Consider the following 22,028-nt stretch of genomic DNA (forward strand, 5'->3'; position numbering starts at 1 on the left):
GCTTCAACCCATGGTAACCGCGGGGCATTCCCCGGGTCAGCGGCCTGGCAGGAAGCGGCGGACGAGCCCGCTCGCCGCCTTGAGTTCCGGTGCCCGGAACACCGCGAGGATCGCGACGTAGACGAGGACGACGACGAGGCCGATGACGGCGGTGCCGAGCGCCCCCTGGAGCTTCTCCGACGTCATCCAGCCGTTCGTCCCACCGAAGAGCAGGAAGACGCCCCACCCGGCGAGACCGGCCGGGACGGCGGCGACGACGAAGCGTCCCGTCGCGCGTGCCCAGGAGCGCATGCCGAGGCCTCCGAGGCGGCGGCGCAGCAGCCAGGTCGCGACGATCGTCTGGAGGGTGCTCGCGACGGACTGCCCGAGGGCGACGGCGGCAGCGAGGCCGGTGATCGGGATCACACCCGCCTGCAGGAGGGCGCCGGCGAGAAGCGCGGTGGCCACGATCAGGGCGCACTGGAAGATCGTGAACCAGAACGGCGTGCGCGTGTCGTCGTAGGCGTAGAAGGTGCGCTGGACGATGAAGAGGATGGTCAGCGGGATGAGGCTGAGCAGATAGCAGAGCAGGACCAGCGCGGCCACCTCGGCATCCTCGGCCGAACTCGTGAAGACGCGGGAGGCGGGGATCGCGGCTGCGGCGACGGCGGCGACCGCGGCGACGATGAAGAAGAGGAGGGTGCGGATGCTGCGGGAGATGTCGCCTCGGACCTCGTCGTCTCGTCCCGCGGCGGCGTGCTCGCTGATCTGGGTGAAGTACGGGGTGCCGATCGACAGCACGATGACCGAGTACGGGAGCATGAAGATGAGCCACGCATTCGCCGTCACCGTCGCCGACGCGCCGGACCCCGAGGCCGCGCTGACGATGTTGCCTTGCAGGACGCCGGCGGCGAGGCTGGCGAAGGCCATGAGGAAGGTCCAGCCGGCAAGCTTGCCCACCGCACCGAGACCCACACCGCGCCACCGGAAGTCGGGCTTCAGCGCGAGCCCGGTTCGCCGCCAGAAGACGAGCAGTACGAGGGCCTGCAGCGCGATACCGAACGTGGCGGTCCCGCCCAACGTGGCGATCATCGCCGGCGTCCATTCCTCCGCCTGCGTCGGGACCGGCGCGAACACCGCTCCGAGGACGAGGAAGCCGATGATCGACACGATGTTGTTGACGACGGGTGCCCAGGTGAACGGTCCGAAGATGCGGCGGGCGTTCAAGGCCTCGCCCAGCAGGGCGTAGAGACCGTAGAAGAGGATCTGCGGAAGGCACCAGTACGCCAGGGCCGTCGCGAGGGCTTGCGCCTCGAGAGGAGCGCGCCCGGCGACGAGCACGACCAGCCACGGCGCCGCGATCGTCGCCACGGCGGTCGTCGCCACGAGAACGACGGTGCCCAGGGTGAAGAGCTTGGAGATGAACGCATTGCCGCCGTCGGCGTCCGCGGTCGCCTTGACGATCTGCGGCACGATCACCGCCGTCAGGACGCCCACGGAGATGAGCGAGAACACGCTGTTGGGCAGCGTGTTGGCGAACGTGAAGGCGTCCGCGGCCTCCGACCCGACGGCGCCGAGGACGCCTACGAGGACGATGCTGCGCAGCAGCCCGGTTACACGCGACACCATGGTGCCTGCGCCGATGATGGCGCTGGCGCGCCCGAGACTAGTCACGCGACTCCTTCGCAGGAGGGGCATCGGAGCCGTCGAGGCGCTCCTGCTCCGCGGCCTCCGCCTCCTTCTCCTCGATCAGTTCCTCGACGGCCGCCTCGACGGCTTGTTCCTCGATCGCCTCCCGGCGTTTGCGACGCACGGTGCGGATGACTCCGAGAGCGATGAGCAGCACCGCCAGGCCGCCGAAGATGACGAGCCCGATGGTCTCCCACTCCGCTCGCACCGCCACGCGCACGGTCTGCTCCGACTGGATCGGCACCCCCGTCGGACTGGTCAGGGCGAGACGCAGGTCGAGTTCGCCGCTGCCCACCCGGGCGGAGACGGGTACCTTCGCCCTGGTGGTCGAGTTCGCCTGCACCTCGACGTCGATCACGGGCTTCACTTCGAGGCGCGGATCGCTGGGGGAGGCGAACAGCCGCACGGTCACAGGCCACGGGAGGTCGTTGCGCACCGCGATCGGGAGGTCGGCGTTGGCCGTGAGCAGCTGGATCGTGCTGGAGTCGGGGATGCTGACCGCGCCGAGCGTCTCGGTGGTGCGCGCACGATGGGCCGCGACCCTCTCGGTGAAGGCCTCCGCGGACGAGCCGACGGCGATGGTGCGCAGGATCCGGATCCGCTCCGGGCTCAGAAGAACGAGCGGATCGCTGAGGATCGTGGAGAAGGCGGTGAGGGAGCGCTCGTCGGCGAGGAGGTTCGCGAGGTCGGGTGCCCGGGTGGCGGCGGCGGTATCCGGCACGGTCACCGGGACGGCGGGTGCGGACCGCACCGCGGAGAACTCGAAACCGATCGAGTCCGCTGCCGATATCGCATCGCGAAGGGCTTCGGCGGAGCGGTTCTCATCGCGTTCCAGGCCGATGAGGAGGGGAGCGCCGGCCGCCCGTGTTCCGGCGAGGAAGAGTCGCGCGGCGGCTTCCGCGAGCAGCCCCTGGCGAGGAGCCGAGGCGGTTTCGGCCGCGGCGGCGGACAGCGTGGCCGACGTCGCGGCGTCCGTGACGAGGAGATCCTGTCCACCGGACGACGCATGCGCGGCGTTCCGGCCGCCGACCGTCTCGGAGGACACCACGGTCGTCGGGTTGCGGCCGAGGTAGCCGGAGAACGCGGCGAGGTCGGTCTGCGCGAGGTCGCTCTCGGGCCAGACGATGCCGGGGAGCGCACCGTCGATGTCCACCAGCTCGTCGTTCGTCGGAAGGGCGGGACCCCTGGTCGGCGTCGGCGACGGATCGGCTGTCTTGTCCGGTGTGCTCGTCGGTGTGACGGCACGCTGCTGCGGGAAGGCCGCGGGGTCGAGGAGGGAGGACAGCGGCAGCGGCGCCAGCGCCTCCGGGAGACCGGCTTGCGCCTGCACCGTGAGGTCCGCGTCCCCGAACTGCAGGGCGAAACGGGCGTTGGGCAGCTCGTCGAGACGCGTGATCCAGTCCGTGGCGGAGGACGGCGCCGCTGTGCCCAGCGCGCGGATGGAAGCGAGGATCGCGGGGTCTATCGCGAGCACCGCGGTCGTCCCGGCCACGCCGTCGAGCTGCGCCGTGAGGTCACCGTCGGGGCTGGTGAGCTCGCTGAGCTCCTCGGAGCTCAGCAGCGCGCCGCCGGCAGCAGTGGCGGTGATCGGCACGAGGACCCCGACGGGGCTCGTCGGACTCGCCGTGACGACAAGCACGCTCGTGGCGCTCGTGTCCCAGGCGGTGGGGCGCTGACCCTCGCCGCCCTTCGTGCGGGCATCGCTCAGTGCGGCGCGCAGCGGGTAGACCCCGGGGGCGAGTGAAGCCAGCGTCTCCTGCGGCACGAACACCGTCGTCGTGGCGGATTCCCCCGCCTCGGCCGTCTTCGTCGTCTCGTCGCCGAGCGAGATGAAGGAACCCGCGGCCTGACCCTCGTCGAGCCACTCGGTCACCGCGGCGTCGTCGGAGAGCGGTGTGCTCCCGAGGTCGATCTGGACTCGACCGGTGGAGAGTTCAGCATCGGTCTCGTTGTCGATCGTCACGACCGCCGACGTCGACGTCCCGGGCGCGACAGTGCCGCGCAGACCCGCAGACACATGGAGTTCGACGCGCTGGTCGTCGTCGGCGGCAGGCTCGTCGGCCGCCATCGCGGGACCGGCGACACCGAGAGCGCACACGCCCGTGGCGACCACGAACGCCGCGAGCCTGCGCATACGCGCGCGGAGGCCCGTCTCGGGAGTGTTCGCGGTCATGAAGGTCTTCCTCGAACGCCGGGGAGAGGCGGATCGTGAGTACTGACCCTGCGATTCTAGGAGGCCGGAGGGAGGAGAACCCTGAAGACGCGTAGAGTGACGGCCGTGTCCGACACCCCCGCCCCCCGCCCCGACCCGCTCCGCAGTGCCGCGCTCGCCGCGGATCTCGACGCCGCCGACCTCCGATCCGAGCCGTTGCGGCGCCTCTGGGGCGAGGAAGCGGACGACGCTCTGGGTCGTGGTCTGCGCGAGCCCATCCTCCGGGCGATCGCCGGCGACGAGGCTGTCCTCGCCACACTCGGACGCCTCCTGGTCCTCGGTCTTCCGCAGCCCCGCACCGCCGTGGAGCGCGCGCTCCCGGCGCTCGGCGTGAGTGGCCTGGTGGACCTCGGGCTGGCGACGACCGATGAGGACACCGTGACGCCGGTCGCGCTGCTGCGCCCGCAGTCCTTCGTCGACGAGGATGGCGTCGGCGAGTGGTGGATCGCCAGCGACCTGGACGAGGTCGCCCTCGACGGCCCGTTACCCGCCGACCACGTCCTCGGCGTGGGTGGCGCCTCGCGCACGCTCGCCGAGATCATCGTGCCCCTCGCGGTCGAGCGCGCCCTCGACCTCGGGACCGGCTGCGGCATCCAGGCGCTCCTCGTGGCGCGTCGAGCGGGGACGGTCGTGGCCACGGACATCTCCCGCCGCGCGCTCGCCTACGCCGAGCTGAACGCGCAGCTCAACGGCGTCACCAACATCGACTTCCGGCACGGGAGCATGTTCGAGCCGGTCGCCGGTGAGGCGTTCGATCTCATCGTGTCGAACCCACCCTTCGTCATCACCCCGCGCACCGAAGGCATCCCCGCGTACGAGTATCGCGACGGCGGTCTCGTCGGTGACGCACTGGTGGAACAGTTCGTGCGCACGGCGCCCGCGCACCTCACCCCCGGCGGCATCGCTCAGCTGCTGGGCAACTGGGAATCCCGCACGGGGATCACCGGCCTGGCCCGGCTGGACGCCTGGGTGCCCGCCGAGCTCGACCTGTGGGTGGTGGAGCGCGAGGAGCTGTCTCCGCTCGCCTACGCGGAGCTGTGGATCAGGGATGGCGGCATCACACCACGCGACCCGGCCTTCACCCCGCTGCTCACCGCCTGGCTCGATGACTTCGCGGCGCGCGGCGTGACCGCGATCGGCTTCGGTTACGTGCTGCTCCGCCGGGGACAGGGGGAGCCGCTGCGGCGCTCGGAGCGGGTGCCGCAGCCCGTGGCGAACGTGGGGGCGGCGCTCGGTCTCGGTCTCGCGGCGCACGATGCGCTCGCCGCAGGACTACCCGACACGCTCGTCGTGGCGCCGGACGTCACCGAGGCGCGTCACCTGCTCCCTGGCAACGACGACCCGAGCGTGATCGAGCTGCGTCAGGGCGGCGGATTCGCGCGGACCGTCGCGGTGGACCCTGCGCTGGCCGGGTTCGTCGGCGCGTGCGACGGCGAACTCCAGGTGCTGCAGATCGCCCCCGCCCTCGCCGACCTCTTCGAGGTGCCCTTCGCACAGCTCTGGGCGGAGCTCGAGCCGCGCATCCGGGGACTCGTGCTCGACGGCTTCCTCCTGCCGAGGGAATAGTCCCCGCTTCCATGCGTTCGAATACACCATGAAGGCTTTCGGATTCCTCTCGTTCGGGCACTATGCCGACGTGCCAGGCTCGGCGACCCGCACGGCGGGCGACATGCTGAAGCAGACCATCGAGATCGCGGAGGGCGCAGACGAGCTCGGCGTCAACGGCGCTTACGTCCGCGTGCACCACTGGGCACGCCAGGCGGCGTCCCCGATGCCGCTGCTGACGGCCATGGCCGCGCGCACCGAGCGCATCGAGGTCGGCACCGGCGTGATCGACATGCGCTACGAGAACCCGTTCCAGTTCGCGGAGGAGGCCGCCGCACTCGACCTCATCGCCGACGGCCGGATCGCGCTGGGCGTGAGCCGCGGGTCACCCGAGACGGCGCTGCGCGGTTACGAGACCTTCGGCTTCCGCGACGAGGAGGACCCGGAGCGCGGCAGCGTGCTCGCGCGGGAGAAGTTCGAGATCTTCCTCCGTGCCATCGACGGTGAGCGCCTCGCCCCCGGCGACCCGCGGATGGTCGGCGCGGGACAGTACCTCGCGATCGAGCCGCAGTCGCCCACGCTGCGCGACCACGTCTGGTGGGGCTCCGGTTCGCGCGCGACGGCCGAAGAGACCGGCCGCAAGGGACTCAACATGATGAGCTCGACGCTCGTGACGGAGGCGACCGGTCAGCCGTTCCACGAGCTGCAGCGCGAGCAGATCGAGCTCTTCCGCTCCGCCTACCGCGAGGCCGGTCACACCGGCACACCGCGCGTCTCGGTCAGCCGCAGCGTGTTCCCGCTCGTGTCGGACGTCGACCGCGCGTACTTCGGGCTGCGCAGCGAGGAGAACGCCGACCAGATCGGCATCATCGACGGTTTCCGTTCCACGTTCGGCAAGACCTACGCCGCCGAGCCCGATGTCCTCATCGAACAGCTCCGGCAGGACGAGGCCGTCATGGCGGCGGACACCCTCATGCTCACGATCCCGAACCAGCTCGGCCCGGAGTACAACCTCCACGTGCTCGAGGCGTTCGCGGAGCACGTGGCACCGGCACTCGGGTGGAAGCCGAACACGGAGGGTCCGGTCCAGGGCGACCCGGTGGCCTGATCCGGCACGGCGGTCCGCCCGATAGTGTCGGATGCATGTCCGTCGGTCGTGTCCCGCTCACCATCCGGCCGTGCCGAGGAGAAGTGGAGTACGCGGCGCTCGTCGAGATCTGGCGTAGCGCTGTCCGCGCCACCCATGACTTTCTCGACGAGTCCGACTTCACCAGAATCGAGTCTCACCTCGCGTCCGACTACTTCCCTGCGGTGACTCTCACCGTGGTTGAACGAGACGGGGTTCCGGTCGGGTTCGCCGGCGTCCACGACGACGGACTGGAGATGCTCTTCGTCTCCGATGCCGTTCGCGGACAGGGTGTGGGCTCTGCCCTCCTCGCCGAGGTCGTCGCCAACCAGGGCGTGACCAGGGTCGATGTGAACGAGGACAACCCGGGTGCCCGGGGCTTCTACCGCAGCAAGGGCTTCGTCGAAGCGGGCCGGAGCGCGCTCGATGGGGACGGGCGACCCTATCCGATCATCCACATGGCGCTTCCGGACGACCCCAAGGCATGATCCGCGGGTGTCCGGCACGTCAGTCCGCTCTTGACAGTGGCGTCGGGACGCCCGACGCTGGGGACGGTGCGCTGACCGGCGCCCGTCCCCACCGCTTCGGAGGCACCATGACCCGCGTGCGCGTCGATCTCAACATCACTCTCGACGGCTTCGCCACGACGACCGATCAGACCCCGGAGAACCCCTTCGGCGAGGACTGGGGACGGCTCACCGCGGCCTACACGGCGACCCGCACCTTCCAGGAGCGCGTCTTCCACGACACCAGCGGTGCCGGCACGACCGGGGTGGACGAGAAGTACGCGGCGCAGTACTTCCAGGGCATCGGCGCTGAGATCATGGGTGCCGGCATGTTCGGCCTGCACGCGAACCCGGACGACCCCGACTGGCGCGGCTGGTGGGGCGAGGAGCCGCCGTTCGAGGTGCCGGTGTTCGTTCTCACCCATACCCCGCGACCGCCGATCGAGTTCGCGAACGGGACGACCTTCCGCTTCCTCTCGGCGACGCCGGAGGAGGCGCTGCGGGAAGCCATGGCGGCGGCCGGCGGCCACGACGTGCGTGTCGGCGGCGGTGCCACGACCGTCCGTGAGTTCCTGCGCGCCGGGCTCGTCGATGATCTGCACGTCGGCATCACCCCGATCCTCACCGGCAGCGGGATCCGGTTGTGGGACGACCTGCGGGGTCTCGAGGCGGGCTACCGCGTGACCAGCGAGGTCGCGGAGTCCGGGGTCACCCACGTCACGTTCTCCCGCGAAGACTGAGGCGAACCGTGTCGATGTCGCACGAGCTGACGGAGACCGGGAGTCATGATCTCGGCCGCGTCGCCCTCGAACGGATCACGCCCGAGCTCGCCGCGCGCATCATCCGGCGCGAGGAGCGACCGGGTGACGCCTGGCATCCTGAGTACCCCTTCGCGGACGAGCTCGTGCCCCTGCGGGTCCTCGCGGCGGCCGACAGCCCGGACCCCGTCTTCACGATGTATGCGATCCGCCAGGCGGCCGGAGGCCTGGCGGTGGGCGGCCTCGGATTCCTCGGCCCTCCCGATGCGGACGGCGCGGTGGGATTGGGCTACGGCCTGGTTCCCGCCGCTCGCGGCGCAGGCCTCGCGACGGAGGCCGTTCGCGGTGCCCTCCGCATCGCTGAAGCTCATGGGGCGCTCGAGGTGAGGGCCGACACGACCACCGAGAACGTCGCGTCGCAGTGCGTCCTGGAGAAGGCGGGCTTCGAAGTGGTCCGCCAGACCGACACAGCCGTCTTCTACCGGCGCCTCCTGACGCCGTCGGCCTGAGCCGCGTCGCAGATCCGCACCGACGTCGCACGGTTCCCGTGAGTCTCCACGACCCCGCTTCGAATCCGCGTCACGAGTTCCGGGCAGGGCCGAACAACTCCTCGCCGTGCTCGTGGAGGAGCCGGAACGCATCGGCGAAGGTCTCGGGTTCCGCTTCGCCGGGCGCGCCGTAGCGGCCGAGAAGCAGCCCGAGGAGGCCGCGCGCGGGAGGCGTCAGCGGTTTGAGGTGCTCCTTCTCGTTCGGCTGAGGGGTGCCGTCCTCCGGGTTCGGCGGGGTGTACGCGGGGCTCGTCACCGGCCAGTCCGCCGGATGCCGCGGCTTGTCGAGGTTCACGACGTTCAGAAGCGTGTTGGCGGACTGGTCCCGGTCGTTCAACGGCTCCAGGCCGTGCAGGCGGCTCAGCGTCGCCGTGACGGACCCGTGGTGCATCTCGTCGTGGATGATCGTGCCGCGGCGGGTGTACGCCGACACCGCGATCGCCGGCACGCGGCAGCCGAGCCGGTCGAACGTGAAGCCCATCTCCCCGGCACCCGTGTCCTTCGTGGGTTTCGTGGCCGCAGGCGGAGCCACGTGGTCGTAGCAGCCGCCGTGCTCGTCGAAGGTGATGAGCAGCAGGGTGTTGACCGCGTTCGAGCCGCCGGGGGTCGCGCTGGTGCGCACGGCCTCGTAGATGTCATGGATGAGCCGGTCGCCCGCTCGCACGTCGGAGATGGCACTGTCGAAGACCGGCTCGCCGTCGACCCTGCTCTCCCGCGGCTTCCCGAACGGCGGATGGAAGTCGTTGTGGTCGTAGACCATCCGAGGCTCGATGAAGGCGTAGGCGGGAAGAGTGCCGTTCTTCGCGTCGGCGTAGAAATCCTCCATGGTGCCGAAGTGATCCGTGCGCCAGTACTTCTCCAGCACGGCCGCATGCAGCATCCCGGTGAACGAGACGAGCTGCAGCTTGTCGATGTAGATCCGCCAGCTCACCTTCCTGTCCTCGAGCCGGTTGAACACCGTGGGCGCCGCGGGGGCGTCGATCCACTTCCGATAGCCCCCGCCGCTCTGATTCGTCACGAAGCCGTGGGACGTCGAGGCGTGGAAGAACGACCGGTTGCAGAACGTCTGCGAGGGCACGGCCGCGTACCAGTGGTCGAAGACGGCGAACTCGGCCGCGAGGGTGGAGAGGACCGGCAGCATCTCGGGCGAGAACGAGCCCATGATGTGCCGCGCCTCGTCCAGGCTCGGCTCTTTCCCGTCGCGCAGTCGGCGGAAGTTGATGATGTAGTCCTCGAGGAAACCGGACATCGTCGCCTTCTCGCCGTGTATCGGGGCATTGAAAGGGGCGGTCATCTCATCCACGAAGAGATCGGCGTTCGTCTTCGGGTCCACGGTCCCGAAGATCTGGGTGTTGACGTGCGGGTACTCCTCACCCGGGTCCGGGTCCGGGAGACTCATGATGCGGTCGGTCTCGCCGCGGTAGACGTGCGCCTCCACGACCGTGCCGTCGGGCGCGGTGTTGCTGTGGGTGCCGAACGCGAGACCCTCGAAGGTCTCGTCCGCCGGAAGCGTGTCGGCCGTGTAGAGGTAGCCCAGCAGGTTGTCGAAGGAGCGGTTCTCGCCCATCACGACGACCACGTGGTCGAAGCCGGGCTCGCTGCGGGGCGTCAGCGCCGCGAACGGGTCGGGATCGTCGGCGAATCCGTCACGACCACCGCCCGCTGCGACGGAAGACCCGATCGCCGCTCCACCTGCGCCGCCGATCACCGCACCCGCCAGCGCGGCGCCGCCCACGGCGAAGAATCCGCGCCGGGAGGGGTCGCGGGGGGAGGCGGCGGAGGGTTTGTCGTCGTCGACCATGCCGCGATCCTACGACCGCGAGAACCCACTCAGCATTCCGATGTTCCAAGGAGTTTCGCGGAACGGGTCTGGAAGGATCGGGGAGTGCGCGCCGCGATCGTCCCCTCCGAAACCGTCCCCTTCTCGGAACGTCGCTCCGTGGTGCTCGCGGTCTTCCTCGTCCCGCTGGTCCTCGCGATCCTGCTGTTCACGATCGACTTCGGCGCCGTCTTCCTCCTCTGTCTCGCCGCCGTCGTGCCCGCGGCGGTCGTGACGATGTTCGCGGCGCGCTGGCTCGCCCCGCGGGGTGCGCGGTCATGGGCGTCATCCCTGCTCGCCCTCGCCTGGGGCGCCGGCGCTGCCGTGCTCCTCGCGACCGCAGTCGGCGCGTGGTCGTCCGAGCAGGCGGTGTACGTGGACGATCGGGGCATCCTCCGCGAGGCGATCCCCACGCTGTGGGTATCGACGCCCGTCGTGGAGGAGGTGGGGAAGGGACTCGGGGTGCTGCTCGTCCTTCTGCTCGCACGGCGCCTCGGCCTGCGCGGCGTGCTCTTCGGCGCGATGGTCGGGGCGCTGGTCGGCGTCGGTTTCGCGGCGGTGGAGGATGCCTCCGCCATCGCAGCGGACATCGCGGCGAACGACCTCGGCTCCGGCGTCGCGACCTGGATCGTCCGCACCCTGACCTTCCCCACCCATGCCGCGCTCACCATCTGGACCGGCGCCGCGCTCGGTCTCGCCCTCGACGCCCGACGTGCCTGGTCGCGCCCGCTCCTCGCGCTCGCCGGGCTCCTGGTGGCGATCGGGGCCCACGGGGCGATCAACTACGGGAACGTCGCCGGAGCCACCGACCAAGCCTCGTTCTTCGCGTCCCTGGGTACGGCCTTCGGCTGGATCGTGGTGTCGACGGTCCTCGCCGTGACCCTCCGCCTCGTGCTGACCCGTCGCCGCGCCTGATCTTCTCGGCCGGACGGGGCACAGCTTCGGAGATTGCCGCCGACACGCCGCCGCGCGGGGCTGTCGCACGGCGCGTCGGGGCTGGTCTCCGAAGCTGTGCCCGGTGACGACCGGGCTACTCGGCGTCCGTCGTCTCGACGACCGCGGTCGCACGACGGCGACGCAGGGCGAACAGGCCGAGGCCGGCGGCGAGCAGCACGATGGCCCCGATGACGAACGGCATGCTGTCCGCGCCGGTCGTCGCGAGGTCGCCGTCGGTCACGCCTCCCGAGTCGCTCTCACCGGGGACGATCGCGCCGCCGCCGTCTGCCGCTGCGGTCACGGCGAGGGAGGCCGTCACCTCCGTGCCGTCGGGCAGGATCACGGCGAGCGTGTGCGTACCCGCCGGAGTGCCCTCGGGGATGGTGACGGTGCGCGAGAACGTGCCGTCTGCCGCGACTGTGACCGTACCGAGCGAGACCGGATCGGACCGCAGCTCGAGCGCGAGTTCGGCGCCGGCCGCGAAGCCGCTTCCCGACACCGCGAGCGTGCCGCCGGCCGCGACCGAGGACGCGCCCAGTTCGACCGTCGCGGGCTTCTCCGGCTCCGGCTCCTCCGTGACCGGCGGGGTGACACCGGCCTCGGTGACCCACTTCTCACCGGCGTCGGACTTGGTCACCGTGAACGTGTCGTAGACGGCGCCGACGGGGAGGTCGGTCGTGGCGTCCGGCTGCTTCTCGGCGAGGTACGACCGGTAGACGAGCTGGTTCTTCGACACGTCGATGACCTGATAGGTCGTGACGCCCTCACCGCGCAGCACCTGCGTGGCGCCGTTGTTGGTCCAGACGTTCTTCTCCGGGGTCTCCAGGTCGTAGTGCTTGGCGCCGGAGTTCGACACGACGTAGACCGGACCGGTGGTGAGGCCGGGGGTCTCGGTGGCATCCGTGTTCACGTAGCCGCGGGCGTACGTGTGGTCGTGGCCCATGAGCACGAGATCGATGTCGTTGCGCTGGAAGACCGGCAGCCACTCCGCACGGAGGACCGGCTCGTCACGACCGGCGCTGGCGGAGAAGACCGGCTGGTGGAACGTGACGACGTTCCACTTCGACGGGCTGTTCTGCAGCAGGAGGTCAAGCCAGGCGGCCTGGAAGCGCGTCCACAGCGTGCCGATCTGCGAGGACGGGCACTCCGCGCCCGTGCAGGACGGGAGCCCGGCCGGGGTGAGGAAGGTCGTGTCGCGGGTCGCGTTCAGGGTGATGAAGCGGACGCCCTGGTAGTCGGTGTAGTACGCGGTCTCGGCGGCGAACGAGCTCCAGTGGTCGAAGAACGCGCGGTACTGCTGCGCGACGGCGGAGTCGCCCTTCGCCAGGTCGGCGAGCTCTCCGATCGAACTCGTGGACGGGTTGTTGTGCGGATACTCGAACGCTGCCTTCCACGCGGTGAGGAGCTTGTCGCCCGAGTACTCGTGGTTGCCGGGGGCGGCCATGACGTTGGTGCGTACGGCGGAGTCCTCCATGCCCTTGAACCAGTTCAGCCACTCGTTCTCGTTGCTGGACGTGTTGATGAGGTCTCCGGCGTGCACCGAGCCGATCGATCGCGGCGCGTTGGCCTCGGCCTGCTTCACGACGCTCGGCCAGGTGGTGTCGAGGCCGATCTGGGCGTCGCCGTAGTAGATGAACTGGAAGTCGCTCGCGTTCGGGTCGGCGGTGCGGAACTCGTGCCAGTCGCTCCAGCTGCCGGGGAGACCGACGCGGTAGCGGTACGCCGTGGCGGGGGTGAGGTCGGTGACGGTCGCCGAGAAGTGCTTGTTCGGGTTGCCGTTCACCACCCCGGCGTCGTAGGCGTCGACCGTGCGGGTGGTGCCACCGGCTGCGGCGCCGATCTCGACCTGGCCGATCGTGTGCGAGGCGTCGCCGGCGAGCCAGGAGAACGACTGGGAGACCTCCGGCTTCTCCGTCGGAGTGAGGATGACGCGGGTGGGCGGGGCGACGACGGGAGTGCCGGGGTCAGAGGCCTTCACGAGGGTCAGCGACGACATGTCGAAGTAGATGTCGGAGCTCGACGCGCGGTCCTGGAACAGCGAGACGGCGATGGTGTTCGTCCCGTCGCGGAGCAGCTCGCCCTCGGCGCTGAACGTGCTTGTCAGCGGGTCGCCGTTGGAGTCCCCGGCGTACTCGACGTTGGCGGTGTCGGTGATGCGGCCGTCGACGTAGCGGGCGACTTCCTCGCCGTTGATCCAGACGATGAGCGCGTCGTCGTACGTGACGGTGCTCTGCAGAGCGGCGACCTGCTCGGCGACGCCGGCCTCCAGCTCGAACGTCGTACGGAAGAAAAAGGTCGGCACCGTCGGTGCCTTCACCCCGTCGAGGTAGTGGTTGAGCAGCGTCTTCGGAGTCTGCGGTCCGACCGGCGCGAGCGCGCCGTTCTTCGCGCCGAAGCTGCCCGGTGCGGTCTTCCAGGCGCTGTCGTCGTAGGCGGGCAGCGTCCAGTCGCGCAGTGCGGCCGGGGCGGGGGACGGGTCGGATCCGTCGTCCAGGTAGTGCCAGGCGGTGTCGTCGGTGATCAGGGATCCCGTCGGCACTTCGGGGTCGGGCGCCGCGAGCGCCGCAGGGGCGACGACGGCGCCGCCGAGCACGGCGAGCAGCGCGACGGACGTCAGTCCGCGACGCCGCCACCGCACCGCAGGGGTGGGGGAGGTCATGTTCGTCCTTCGTGGTGGGTGTCCGTGCTCAGCCGCACGGGGCGCCCCCAGCCCATCGAAGCCGGATGACGACGGACTGACATCGAGGCGACGGGGAGGTGAACGCGGGCCCGTCCGGGGGCGGCCGGTACGCTGGAACCCATGCTCAACATGGCCGACGGCCTCGCCCGTCTCGGCGCGCTCGCCGAGAATCCCGTCGTCCGCACTCTCGCGGAGGCCTTCGACGAAGCGGGTTTCGAGCTCGCCGTCGTGGGCGGTCCGGTGCGCGATGCGCTGCTCGGCCGGCAGACGCACGACCTCGACTTCACGACGAACGCCTCGCCGGACGAGATCCTCGCGATCGTGAAGCCGGTGGCGTCCGCGCACTGGGACATCGGTCGCGCGTTCGGGACCATCGGTGCCCGCGTGCAGGGCGAGCAGGTCGAGATCACGACCTACCGCGCCGACAGCTACGACGGCGTGACGCGCAAGCCCACGGTGGAGTTCGGCGATTCGATCGACGGCGACCTCGTCCGCCGCGACTTCACGGTCAACGCGATGGCCCTCCAGGTGCCCGCGGTGAAGCTCGTCGACCCGACCGGCGGGGTCGAGGACCTCGTGGGCGGCGTGCTGCGGACCCCGACGGATCCCCGGGTGTCGTTCGGCGACGACCCGCTGCGGATGCTGCGCGCCGCCCGGTTCAGCGCGCAGCTCGGCTTCACGGTGGAGGAGGACACGGCGCGGGCGATCACCGAGCTCCGCGAGACGCTGAAGATCGTGAGCCCGGAGCGCGTGCAGTCCGAGCTCGTGCGCCTCATGCAGACCGACGACCCCGTCCGCGGCATCCGGGCGTTGGTGGAGACGGGACTCATCGAGGAGTTCCTCCCCGAGGTCAGCGCCCTCAAACTCGAGGTCGACGAGCACCACCACCACAAGGACGTCTACGAGCACTCCCTCACGGTGCTCAGCCAGGCCATCGCGCTCGAGCACGCCAGGAACCCCGGGGCCGCGCCGGACGTGCCGCTACGGATCGCGGCTCTGCTCCACGACATCGGCAAGCCCCGCACCCGCAAGCTCGAGCCCGGCGGTGCGGTGACCTTCCACCACCACGATGTGGTCGGTGCCCGTATGGCCCGCAAGCGGCTCCAGGCGTTGCGCTTCGACACGGCGACCACGGACGCCGTCGCCACCCTGATCGAGCTGCATCTGCGCTTCTTCGGCTATGCGGAGGGGGCGTGGACGGACGCAGCCGTGCGCCGCTACGTCCGCGATGCCGGCGACCTGCTGGAGCGGTTGCACATCCTCACGCGCGCCGATGTCACCACGCGGAACAAGCGCAAGGCCGCCCGGCTCGCCGCCGCCTACGACGACATCGAGTCCCGGATCGCCGCGCTCCGGGAGCAGGAGGAGCTCGACGCGATCCGTCCGGAACTCGACGGCAACCGCATCCAGGAAGTCCTCGGCATCAAGCCGGGCCGCGAGGTCGGCGAGGCGTACCGTTTCCTCCTCGACCTGCGCCTCGACGAGGGCGTGCTGGGCGAGGACGTCGCGGAGCAGCGTCTCCGGGACTGGTGGGCTTCGCGCGCCTGACTTCCGCGACCCACCCCCTTCCGTGCCTCCCGGCCCCTTGCGGCCGCACGCAAGGGGCCGGGAGGACCGCAGAGGGGTGGGTCGACCTCAGTCGATGATGGCGGCGGCGTCGGGAGGGAGTGTCAGGGACGTGGGGGTGCGCGACGCGGCGGCGGTGGCGAGGAGGATGTGGGACGCGGCGGGGACCGCGAACGACGCGGGAGCGGGGGAGAGGTTCACGAGCACCGACACTCCGCCGCGATCGATGCGGTAGACGCGGTGCTCGGGGCGGCCGTCCGTCTCGCTGACCACGACTTTCGTCCGCGCGGAGCCCGGGTCGGTGAGCTCCGGTCGCGCTCGCCGCAGTCGCGCGAGGTCGCGGTACAGCGCCAGGAGCCGGGCGTTCACCGGAGCCTCGGCCTCCGTCCAGTCGAGGTGCGAGCGGCGGAAGGTGTCGGGGTCCTGCGGGTCGGGCACCGCGTCGGGATCCCAGCCCATGCGGGCGAACTCCGCCGTGCGGCCCTGGGCCACCGCCCGGCCGAGCTCGGGCTCGGGGTGCGAGGTGAAGAACTGCCACGGTGTCGTCGCGCCCCACTCCTCGCCCATGAAGAGCATCGGCGTGCCGGGTGCGGTCAGGGTGAGCACGGCGGCCACCGCGAGCCGGTCGGGGGACAGGCTGGCGGAGAGCCGATCCCCCGCGGCGCGGTTCCCGATCTGGTCGTGGTCCTGCGCGAAGGTCACCAGCCGCCAACTCGGCACCTCGGCCGGGATCGGGGAGCCGTGCGGACGATCACGGAAGGACGAGAAGGTGCCGTCGTGGAAGAACCCGCCCTCCGTCACCTTCGCGACCGCCTCCTCCGCGGCGAAGTCGGCGTAGTACCCCGTGGTCTCGCCCGTGAGCGCGACGTGCACGGCGTGGTGCCAGTCGTCCGACCACTGCGCCGTGAGTCCGTAGCCCCCGGCTTCCCGCGGCAGGATCAGCGTCGGGTCGTTCAGATCGGACTCCGCGATGAGGGTCAGCGGCCGATTCTGCTGCGCGGAGAGGGCGTCCACACGTTCGGAGAGCTCCCGCAGGAGGTGCACGGGTCGCCGGTCGTGGAGGGCGTGCACAGCGTCGAGTCGGAGTCCGTCGACGTGGAAGTCGCGCAGCCACATCAGGGCGTTGTCGAGGATGTACTCCCGCACCGCGGGCTCGTCGAGGTTCAGCGAGTCGCCCCAGGTGTTGGCCTCGCCTTCGCGCAGGTACGGGCCGAAGAGGGGGAGGTAATTGCCGCTCGGGCCGAGGTGGTTGTAGACGACGTCCTGCACGACCGCGAGCCCGTGTGCGTGGGCGGCGTCGACGAAGCGCTGATACGCCGCGGGGCCGCCGTACTCCTCCTGCACCGCGTACCAGAGCACCCCGTCGTATCCCCAGTTCCAGCGGCCGTTGAAGGCGTTCACGGGGAGGAGCTCGACGTGCGTGACACCGAGGTCCACGAGATGCGCCAGACGGTCGATCGCCGCGTCGAGCGTGCCTTCCGGCGTGAAGGTGCCGACGTGCAGCTCGTAGATCAGGCCGCCCGCGAGCTGCCGTCCGGTCCAGGAGGCGTCGGTCCACGCGAAGGCCGCGGGATCGAAGGCCGCCGAGGCTGCGTGCACGCCGTCCGGCTGGCGGCGCGACCGCGGGTCAGGACGCACCTCCTCGCTGTCGTCGAGCAGGAAGCCGTAGCGCTCGCCGTCCGCGAGGGCGATATCCGCGGTCCAGCGACCGTCGACCGCCGCGGTGAGGTCCCGCTCCTCCACGGTCGCCCCCGCGTGATCGAGCCGTCGTACCCGTACGCGCGACGCCCGCGGCGCCCAGACCTCGATCATCGGGCCAGCTCGATCAGTGCGACCGGATAGGTGTCCAGCAGTTCCGCCAGCCGCACGGGTCCGGGCGCGATCCGGCGGCCGGTGAGGAGATCGGTTCCCGGCAGCTCGGGGCGCATCATGACCGTGTCGCCCCAGCCGCCGCGGTGCGCGAGCCCCACGGGTAGCCGCGTGGCCACGGCGGTGGCGCCGCCGCGGTGCACGGCGACGGCGTGTGGTGCGGCCTCGCCTTCCACCACGGCCGGCCGGTAGAAGCGGAACAGCTCCGGGTTGTCCCGGCGCAGCCGCAGCGCCCGCGAGGTCACCAGCAGCTTCGCGGCACCGGAGTCGTCGATCGGCGGCACGATGCCCCTGGCATGGTCTGCGTCGAGTTCCCGCAGCATCCGGGCCCGCAGCGCGAAGTCGACCGGGCGACGGTTGTCCGGGTCGACGAGGGAGAGGTCCCACAGCTCGCTGCCCTGGTATACGTCGGGCACGCCGGGGCCGGTGAGCTGCAGCAGCTTGGCGGAGAGGGAGTTGGAGCGTCCGGCATCGACGATCTCGGCCACGAATCCGTCGAGGATCGGGGCGGCCTCGCCCTCGACAGACCGGGCGATCGCGGCCAGGCCCTCTTCGAACGCCGCATCCGGATGCTGCCAGCTCGTCCCCTCCGCCGCCTCGCGCGCGGCCTTCGTGGCGTAGGCGAGGAGCCGGTCGGAGGGCAGTGGCCACGCGCCGACCGCCGCCTGCCAGATTAGCGCGTCGAGCGGCCCGTGTCCGGTGGTGGCAACGGCGCGGAGCTCCGTCAGCACTTCGGCCCAACGCTCCGGGATCTCCGAGAGCACCGACAGGCGTGCCCGCACGTCCTCCGAGCGCTTCGTGTCATGCGTGGAGAGCGTGGTCATCGAGTGCGGCCAGGCCGCCAGTCGTGCCCGCTGCGCGTCGTGGAACTCCTCGACCGACAGGGCGGGGATCGACGGGTCGGCGCCGACCTCGGTCAGCGTCCCGAGGCGGGTGAACCGGTAGAACGCGGTGTCCTCCACGCCCTTCGCCATCACGGCACCGCTCACCTGGGGGAATCGCTGTGCGACCTCGAGGTGCGGATCGTTCAGCAGCGGCTCCAGCGCTGCGAACGCGGACGACAGGTCGGGGCGTCGCCGTCGGGCCTCCGCGAAGGCGGCGCGCAGATGCTCGCGGCCCTCCGGGAGGTACGAGCGATACACAGGGAAGCAGGCGAGCAGCTCGGCCAGAGCGTCGTCCGCCTGCACGATGCCGTGGGGAAGCGTGCGCACGAGCCGGCGCACCTCGGCGGTCAGGAGCGTGTCCGCGATCATCCGCTTCGTGTCGTGGATGAGGTCGTGCCACGGCGGTGCGTCCGGGAGGCCGGTCTCGGCGCGGAGCCGGGCGTCCAGCCGGTCCAGCGCCGCCACGCCCTTCGCCTCGACGAACAGGCGGTCGAGCTCGGCCAGCGCGTCGTACCCGGTGGTGCCGTCGGTCCGCCACCACGCGGGGAGCGCCTCGCCCGGTTCCAGGATCTTCTCGACGAGCGTGTAGGCGCGTCCGGTCGCGTCGGCGAGCTGCTCCAGATACGCTCCGGGGTCGACGAGGCCGTCCGGGTGATCCACCCGCAGGCCGTCCGCGAGACCCTCCCGGATCCAGCGCAGGATCTCCCGGTGGGACTCGGCGAAGACCTCCGGTCGCTCCACCCGGATGCCGGCGAGTTCGGACACCGCGAAGAACCGGCGGTACGCGAGGTCGGTGTTCTGGTCCTGCCAGAACCGCAGCTCGTAGTGCTGGGCGTCCAACAGCGCCGGGAGATCGTCCGCCAGCGCTGCGGTTCCCGGGGCCAGTGGCAGCTCATGGTCGAAGTAGCGCAGGACGCCGTCGGGCGCGTCCTCGGCCGGGGTCGGGTCCACGACGAGCTCACCGTTCGCGATCACCTCGTCCGGTACCGCGCCGAGCAGCGGCAGCAGGAGTCGTCCGCCGCCGGCGGCCCAGTCGATGTCGAACGCGGCCGCGTGGCGGGTGTTCCTGCCGAGGCGCAGCACCTCCCACCACCAGCGGTTCTGTCGGGGTACGGCGACGCCGACGTGGTTGGGCACGATGTCGACGAGGATGCCGAGCCCGGCTGCCCGCGCGGCCGTTGCGAAGCGCACGAGACCCTCCTCGCCGCCGCGATCGGGATCGACGCGCCCGTGGTCGACGACGTCGTACCCGTGATTCGAGCCTCTGGTCGCCGCCAGCAGCGGCGACAGGTAGGCCCAGGAGGCCCCCAGCTCGGCGATGTAACCGGTCAGGTCCGCCGCGGCGTCCAGGGGGAAGCGGTCGCTGATCTGCAGACGATACGTGGAGACCGGTCTGTCGGTCATGACGCGGCCTGCTCGCTCTGCGCGCGGAGCGAGGCGTCGACGGAGTCGTCGGTGTCGACGGGCTCGCCGTCGATCTCCTGGAGCACGAGCATGGCCTTGCCTTCGAGGGGCACGGTGTCGCGCGCCCGGAGGTTCCGGTCGCCGACTTCGCCGGCGGTGTCCACCGCGACGAGCCATTCCGTGCCGTGCCGGTCATCCGGCAGAGTGATGTCGACGGGCTCGTCCCCGCTGTTGAAGTAGACGAGGAAGTTGACGTCCTCCACGGGCCGCCCCCGCCGGTCGTTCTCGCGGATCCCGCGGCCGTTCAGGAACATGCCCACCGAGCGCCCGAAGCCGGAGTCCCAGTCCTCCGGGGTCATACGGGCCCCGTCGGGTCGCAGCCACACGACGTCGGGGATGCGCTCGCCGTCCTCATCCGCGACCGGGCGTCCGTCGAAGAAGCGGCTGCGGCGGAAGGTCGGGTGCTCGTGGCGAAGCCGCGCGACCGCCGAGGTGAACTCGACGAGCGGCATATCGGCGGCCTCCCAGTCGATCCAGGTGAGCTCGTTGTCCTGCGCATAACCGTTGTTGTTGCCGTGCTGCGTGCGTCCGAGCTCGTCGCCGTGGGAGATCATCGGCACGCCCTGCGACAGCAGCAGCGTTGCGAGGAAGTTCCGCTGCTGACGCGCACGGCGTCGGTTGATGTCGATGTCGTCGGTCGGTCCCTCCGCGCCCATGTTGTCGGAGCGGTTGTGGGATTCGCCGTCGTTGTTGTCCTCGCCGTTGTCCTCGTTGTGCTTCTCGTTGTAGGAGACGAGGTCGCGCAGTGTGAAGCCGTCGTGCGCGGTGACGAAGTTGATGGAGGCGACGGGACGCCGGCCCGAGTGCTCGTACAGGTCGGCGGACCCGGTGAGGCGGGAGGCGAACTCGCCGAGCGCCTGCGGCTCGCCGCGCCAGAAGTCGCGCACGGTGTCGCGGTACTTGCCGTTCCACTCGGTCCACTGCGGCGGGAAGTTGCCGACCTGATAGCCACCGGGGCCGATGTCCCACGGCTCGGCGATGAGCTTCACCTGCGAGACGATCGGATCCTGCTGCACGAGCTCGAAGAAGGCGGCGAGGCGGTCGACGTCGTAGAACTCGCGGGCGAGGGTCGCCGCGAGGTCGAACCGGAACCCGTCGACGTGCATCTCGGTCACCCAGTAGCGCAGCGAGTCCATGAGCAGCTGCAGGGCGTGCGGGTTGCCGGCGTTGAGGCTGTTGCCGGTCCCGGTGTAGTCCGTGTAGTACCGCTTGTCTTCTTCGAGCCGGTAGTACGCCTCGTTGTCGATGCCGCGCATCGAGAGCGTCGGGCCGAGGTGGTTGCCCTCCGCCGTGTGGTTGTAGACCACGTCGAGGATGACCTCGATGCCGGCCTCGTGGAGTGCGCGCACCATCGCCCGGAATTCCTGCACCTGCTGACCGGCCTGTCCGCTGGCGGCGTAGGCGTTGTGCGGCGCGAAGAAGCCGAGGGTGTTGTAGCCCCAGTAGTTCGACAGACCCTTGTCCTGCAGCACCGAGTCGTTGATGAACTGGTGGACCGGCATCAACTCGAGGGCGGTGACCCCGAGACGCTGCAGATGCTCGATGACCGCGGGATGCGCGATGCCGGCGTAAGTGCCCCGCAACTCCTCCGGGACGTCCGGGTGTCGCTGGGTGAGCCCCTTCACGTGGGCCTCGTAGATGACCGTCTCGGCGTACGGCGTCTTCGACGGGCGGTCGCCGCCCCACTCGAAGAACGGACTGACGACGACGCCCTTCGCCATCGCGGCGGCCGAGTCGTCGTCGTTGCGAGAATCCGGGTCGCCGAAGTCATAGCCGAACAGGGACTGTCCCCAGGCGATCTCGCCGTCGACGGCCTTCGCGTACGGGTCGAGGAGCAGCTTGTTCGGGTTGAATCTCCGGCCCTGAGCCGGGTCGTACGGTCCGTGGACGCGGTAGCCGTAGTGCTGTCCCGGCTGCACCGTGGGCAGGTATCCGTGCCAGACGAACGCATCGACCTCGGTGAGCGGCACCCGTGTCTCGCGGCCGGCCTCATCGAAGAGGCAGAGTTCCACACGCTCGGCGCCCTCGCTGAAGAGGGCGAAGTTGGTGCCCTGACCGTCGAAGGTGGCCCCCAGCGGGTACGCGGACCCGGGCCAGACCTCCCGGCTCATCCGGCGAGGGCGTGGTCGCGCGAACCCGCGGCCATGGCACTGACGATGCTGACGGCATGGTCGTAGTCGTACACCTGAGCGATCTCCACAGCCCGAGGATACGGGTGTCCGAGGTAGCAGACATAGAGCGGCGGCACGACCTCGATGTATCCGACGGGGGCGTCGTGCGAGACGACGTACCGGTCGAAGTCGATCCGCTCGCAGGCCGGCTCGGTCGCGACGGGGTGGGCCGCGTCGGCGCGCTGCGAGGAGCCAGTGCTGGTGGGGGTGTGGACGTTCATGGCGCCTCCTGACTCGTGATGCGACCACGATAGGAATCGGAGGCGGATCCGAGAA

15 protein-coding genes are annotated in these 22,028 nt (G+C 70.5%); 7 read left to right on the plus strand and 8 right to left on the minus strand.

What is annotated here, in order from left to right; translation table 11 throughout:
• Positions 1–36: 36 nt before the first annotated feature.
• Both murJ and CYL12_RS12605 read right to left on the minus strand, forming a co-directional pair.
• A complete protein-coding gene (murJ, locus tag CYL12_RS12600) occupies positions 37–1,653 on the minus strand; it encodes a murein biosynthesis integral membrane protein MurJ (protein ID WP_101847898.1) in 1,617 nt (538 codons plus the stop codon).
• Positions 1,646–3,841, minus strand: a complete 2,196-nt coding sequence (locus tag CYL12_RS12605; protein WP_199399121.1) for a DUF6049 family protein — start codon at positions 3,839–3,841, stop codon at positions 1,646–1,648. The genes murJ and CYL12_RS12605 overlap by 8 nt, the downstream gene beginning before the upstream one ends.
• 105 nt (positions 3,842–3,946) lie before the next feature.
• On the opposite strand from CYL12_RS12605, the gene CYL12_RS12610 reads away from it, so the two are divergent.
• From CYL12_RS12610 to CYL12_RS12630, 5 genes are all read left to right on the plus strand, one after another.
• On the plus strand, positions 3,947–5,446 hold the full coding sequence (locus tag CYL12_RS12610; protein ID WP_353615384.1) for a DUF7059 domain-containing protein: 1,500 nt from the start codon (positions 3,947–3,949) through the stop codon (positions 5,444–5,446).
• A gap of 28 nt (positions 5,447–5,474) precedes the next feature.
• Positions 5,475–6,533, plus strand: coding sequence for an LLM class flavin-dependent oxidoreductase (locus tag CYL12_RS12615; protein WP_101847900.1), 1,059 nt, complete (start codon positions 5,475–5,477; stop codon positions 6,531–6,533).
• A 35-nt stretch (positions 6,534–6,568) separates the two neighbouring features.
• Positions 6,569–7,039 carry a GNAT family N-acetyltransferase gene (locus CYL12_RS12620; protein WP_101847901.1) on the plus strand — a complete coding sequence of 157 codons (471 nt, stop codon included), beginning with the start codon at positions 6,569–6,571 and terminating at the stop codon, positions 7,037–7,039.
• A gap of 107 nt (positions 7,040–7,146) precedes the next feature.
• Complete coding sequence (locus tag CYL12_RS12625) at positions 7,147–7,797, plus strand: dihydrofolate reductase family protein (RefSeq protein WP_101847902.1); 651 nt, start codon at positions 7,147–7,149, stop codon at positions 7,795–7,797.
• Between the two features lie 14 nt (positions 7,798–7,811).
• Positions 7,812–8,324 (plus strand): GNAT family N-acetyltransferase, encoded by a 513-nt coding sequence (locus CYL12_RS12630; protein WP_101847903.1) that lies wholly within the window; start codon positions 7,812–7,814, stop codon positions 8,322–8,324.
• A gap of 70 nt (positions 8,325–8,394) precedes the next feature.
• Here the strand turns inward: CYL12_RS12630 and CYL12_RS12635 are convergent, their stop codons facing one another.
• A complete protein-coding gene (locus CYL12_RS12635) occupies positions 8,395–10,164 on the minus strand; it encodes an alkaline phosphatase family protein (protein WP_101847904.1) in 1,770 nt (589 codons plus the stop codon).
• A gap of 84 nt (positions 10,165–10,248) precedes the next feature.
• Here CYL12_RS12635 and CYL12_RS12640 point away from each other — a divergent pair, with 84 nt between their 5' ends.
• The gene (locus CYL12_RS12640; RefSeq protein WP_101847905.1) at positions 10,249–11,097 is read left to right on the plus strand and encodes a PrsW family glutamic-type intramembrane protease; all 849 of its coding nucleotides are present in this window, start codon (positions 10,249–10,251) and stop codon (positions 11,095–11,097) included.
• Between the two features lie 115 nt (positions 11,098–11,212).
• Here the strand turns inward: CYL12_RS12640 and CYL12_RS12645 are convergent, their stop codons facing one another.
• Complete coding sequence (locus CYL12_RS12645) at positions 11,213–13,777, minus strand: purple acid phosphatase family protein (RefSeq protein WP_101847906.1); 2,565 nt, start codon at positions 13,775–13,777, stop codon at positions 11,213–11,215.
• Between the two features lie 141 nt (positions 13,778–13,918).
• Here CYL12_RS12645 and CYL12_RS12650 point away from each other — a divergent pair, with 141 nt between their 5' ends.
• Positions 13,919–15,346 (plus strand): CCA tRNA nucleotidyltransferase, encoded by a 1,428-nt coding sequence (locus CYL12_RS12650; RefSeq protein ID WP_101847907.1) that lies wholly within the window; start codon positions 13,919–13,921, stop codon positions 15,344–15,346.
• A gap of 87 nt (positions 15,347–15,433) precedes the next feature.
• On the opposite strand, the gene treZ is transcribed toward CYL12_RS12650, so the two are convergent.
• From treZ to CYL12_RS12670, 4 genes are read right to left on the minus strand one after another with little or no spacing between them, the layout of a single operon-like run.
• Complete coding sequence (gene treZ, locus CYL12_RS12655) at positions 15,434–17,176, minus strand: malto-oligosyltrehalose trehalohydrolase (RefSeq protein ID WP_101847908.1); 1,743 nt, start codon at positions 17,174–17,176, stop codon at positions 15,434–15,436.
• Entirely contained in the window at positions 17,173–19,521 is a 2,349-nt protein-coding gene (treY, locus tag CYL12_RS12660; RefSeq protein ID WP_101847909.1) for a malto-oligosyltrehalose synthase, read from the minus strand. Before treY ends, treZ begins: the two co-directional genes overlap by 4 nt.
• The gene (glgX, locus tag CYL12_RS12665; RefSeq protein ID WP_101847910.1) at positions 19,518–21,692 is read right to left on the minus strand and encodes a glycogen debranching protein GlgX; all 2,175 of its coding nucleotides are present in this window, start codon (positions 21,690–21,692) and stop codon (positions 19,518–19,520) included. The genes treY and glgX overlap by 4 nt, the downstream gene beginning before the upstream one ends.
• On the minus strand, positions 21,689–21,973 hold the full coding sequence (locus tag CYL12_RS12670) for a hypothetical protein (RefSeq protein WP_101847911.1): 285 nt from the start codon (positions 21,971–21,973) through the stop codon (positions 21,689–21,691). The genes glgX and CYL12_RS12670 overlap by 4 nt, the downstream gene beginning before the upstream one ends.
• Between the last annotated feature and the right edge of the window lie 55 nt (positions 21,974–22,028).

The sequence above is a fragment of the Zhihengliuella sp. ISTPL4 genome (assembly GCF_002848265.1).
GTDB lineage: Bacteria > Actinomycetota > Actinomycetes > Actinomycetales > Microbacteriaceae > Microbacterium.